We start from the raw sequence: 3,007 nt of genomic DNA, 5'->3' as shown, positions 1-3,007 counted from the left end.
CCCGCGAGAGCGCGTCCGGCGGGGGTGGCCGTGGTCGGGAGCGCGACCACGTCGGTGCGGGGGACCATCACCGCGGCGACGGTCGTGGTCTCCAGATCGAGGACCCCCCGGATCATCGCGCCCTCGTCGGGGTCGAGCGCGCCGGCCGCCTCACCGGAGCGCACGAGCGTCGCGATCTCCTCGCGGGTGAGGTACGACTCGATGTCGGACGACCCTCCGGTAAAGCGGTTGACGACGCCGGAGAGCGCCTCGAACACGTACAGTATCGGGCGGAGGACGCGCTGGATCGCGACGACGATCCGGGAGACCCGGAGCGCATGTTTCTCGGCGTTGGCGACCGCGTACGACTTCGGCGCGATCTCGCCGAAGACGATGACGAACACCGAGGTGACGAGCGTCGACCCCGTGGCCGCCTCGCCGCCGGAGAAGCCGAACCGGACGAACACCGCGGTCGCGACCGAGGCGGCGGCGATGTTGGCGACGTTGTTGCTCACGAGAGCGGTGACGAGGAAGCGGTGCGAGTCGTCGCGCAGCGCCGACAGCGCCCGCGCGCCCGGGACGTCGGTGGCGACGAGCGAGTCGATCCGGTGGGTCGGCACGGAGAACACCGCCAGCTCCGAACTGGAGAAGAAGGCGCTTATCCCCGTCAACACGAGGATGGCCCCGACGCCGACGAACGCGATCGTGAAGTCCATGTCCCGAGCATGCGGCCGCGTATAAAAGGCAGTACCGGCGGCGGCGGTGTTCACGAACGCGCACTCTCCACCCGAAACGGAGGGGTAGATACCCACGATCGGGGATCCGATCGGCCGGCAAAACGGCGCGATGAGGAAAGCGTTAACCCCGCGCCGCGGGTGCGTTTCGGCATGAAGGTACTCGTGACCGACCCCATCGCTGACGCGGGGTTGGACCGACTCCGAGACGCCGGCCACGAGGTCGTCACCGACTACGAGAGCGAGGGCGACGCGTTACTCGACGCCGTTTCCGACGCCAACGCGCTGATCGTGCGGTCCGGAACCGACGTGAACGAGGCCGTCTTCGAGGCCGCCGCCGACCTCGTCATCGTCGGCCGCGCCGGCATCGGCGTCGACAACATCGACATCGAGGCCGCCACCGACCACGGCGTCATCGTCGCGAACGCGCCCGAGGGGAACGTCCGCGCCGCCGCCGAACACACCGTCGCGATGACGTTCGCCGTCGCGCGCTCGATCCCGCAGGCGCACGGCCGTCTCGTCGGCGGCGAGTGGGCGAAAGGCGAGTTCCTCGGGACCGAGGTGAACAACAAGACGCTCACCATCGTCGGTCTCGGCCGCGTCGGACAAGAGGTCGCCAAGCGGCTCGACTCGCTCGGGATGGATCTCGTCGTCTACGACCCGTACATCTCCGAGGAGCGCGCGGAACGACTTGGGGCCGAACTCGTCGAGGACCTCCACGAGGCGCTCGGGCGGGGGACGTTCGCGACGATCCACACGCCGCTGCTCCCCGAGACCGAGGGGATGATCGGCGAGGACGAACTGGCCCAACTGGAGGGCGGCTACCTGATCAACTGCGCCCGCGGCGGCATTGTCGACGAGGACGCGCTCGCGGAGGCGGTCGACGACGGCGTCCTCGCGGGCGCTGCCCTCGACTCGTTCGCCGAGGAGCCGCTCCCCGACGACTCGCCGCTGCTCGACGTCGAAGAGATCGTCCTCACGCCGCACCTCGGCGCGTCGACGGAGGCGGCCCAAGAGAACGTCGCGGTCGACACCGCCGAGGCCGTCCTCGCCGCGTTCAACGACGAGCCCGTACTTACCGCGCTCAACGCGCCCTCCGTCGACGAGACGGCGTTCCCCCGGATCGAGCCGTACATCGACGTGGCCGAGACCGCCGGGAAGGTCGCCGCGCAGCTCCTCGACGGCCGGATCACCGAGGTCGAGGCGACCTACGAGGGCGACATCGCCGCGGAGGACGTCGACCTCGTCACGGCGAGCGCGCTGAAGGGCGTCTTCGAGCCGCTGGAGTGGCAGGTGAACGCGGTGAACGCGCCGCGGCTCGCCGAGGAGCGCGGCATCGAGGTGACCGAGTCGAAGACGCGACAGACGGACGACTTCCAGAGCCTCGTCCGCGTCACCGTCCGCAACGGCGACGACGAGATCGCGGTCGAGGGGACGCTGTTCGCCGGCGGGGACGCCCGCATCGTCCGGATCGACGGGTTCCGCGTCGACGCGGTCCCGTACGGGCACATGCTCGTCGCGCGCAACACCGACGAGCCGGGCGTCATCGGCCTCATCGGCACCGTCCTCGGCGACCACGACGTCAACATCGCCGGGATGTTCAACGGCCGCGAGACGCAGGGCGGCGAGGCGCTCACCGTCTACAACCTCGACCAAGACGTGCCGGACGCCGCGCTCGACGACCTCCTCGCCGACGACCGCGTGATCGAGATCACTGAGATCACGCTGGACGCGGCCGAGGCGCGCGAAGACGAATAGCGTCACGGACCGACGAAATCGGGCCGGGGTCGTCCGAGAACCGTCGATCGCCCGCTACTGTCGCCGCGACTCAGCCCGATCGAACCGTTGCCGCGATCGATCGGCGGCCTCGCGGAGCGAATCGGCCTCCCCGGACGACAGCGATCCGAACCCGTCGCGCCAGTCGCCGCCCGTCTCGTCGATGAGTCTGTCGAGGAGGTCGGTGAAGCTCTCGTCGTCGCGCTTCCGAGCGCGGAGTCTGTCGTACACTTCCTCCGTGACCCCGATCGTCTTCGTTCCCGTGACGTGTTTGTGTGTGGGTTTGTGTATATGAAATTCCGCGGCCCGACCGTTTTCACGGGGCCGTGCCGGCCGATCAGCCTCGAATGTGCTTCAACACCGCGTCGGCGTCGTTCGGGACCGGCTCCGGCTCGCCGCCCGCCTCGTAGGCCGCCTCGGGATCCTTGAGGAGGTGGCCGGTCGTCAGGCAGACGACCCGTTCGTCGTCGTCGACGACGCCGGAGCGGCGGAGCTTCTTGAGCCCGGCGAGGCTCGCG

At 69.5% G+C, this 3,007-nt stretch carries 3 protein-coding genes and 1 pseudogene; 1 reads left to right on the top strand and 3 read right to left on the bottom strand.

Annotated features, from left to right (window positions below; translation table 11 throughout):
* A partial coding sequence (locus BN903_RS10005) for a CNNM domain-containing protein (protein ID WP_048077589.1) occupies positions 1–695 on the bottom strand: 695 nt, incomplete at its 3' end.
* 171 nt (positions 696–866) lie between these two features.
* On the opposite strand from BN903_RS10005, the gene serA reads away from it, so the two are divergent.
* Positions 867–2,471: a phosphoglycerate dehydrogenase gene (serA, locus tag BN903_RS10000; RefSeq protein WP_048077588.1), complete on the top strand. Its 1,605-nt coding sequence runs from the start codon at positions 867–869 to the stop codon at positions 2,469–2,471.
* Positions 2,472–2,525: 54 nt separating this feature from the next.
* On the opposite strand, the gene BN903_RS09995 is transcribed toward serA, so the two are convergent.
* Together BN903_RS09995 and BN903_RS09990 are read right to left on the bottom strand one after the other, a co-directional pair.
* Positions 2,526–2,738 carry an antitoxin VapB family protein gene (locus BN903_RS09995; protein WP_255331282.1) on the bottom strand — a complete coding sequence of 71 codons (213 nt, stop codon included), beginning with the start codon at positions 2,736–2,738 and terminating at the stop codon, positions 2,526–2,528.
* A gap of 88 nt (positions 2,739–2,826) precedes the next feature.
* A pseudogene (locus tag BN903_RS09990) lies at positions 2,827–3,007 on the bottom strand (threonine synthase); the annotation flags it as partial.

This window comes from Halorubrum sp. AJ67, assembly GCF_000513435.1.
This window is presented reverse-complemented; position numbering and strand designations above follow the sequence as displayed.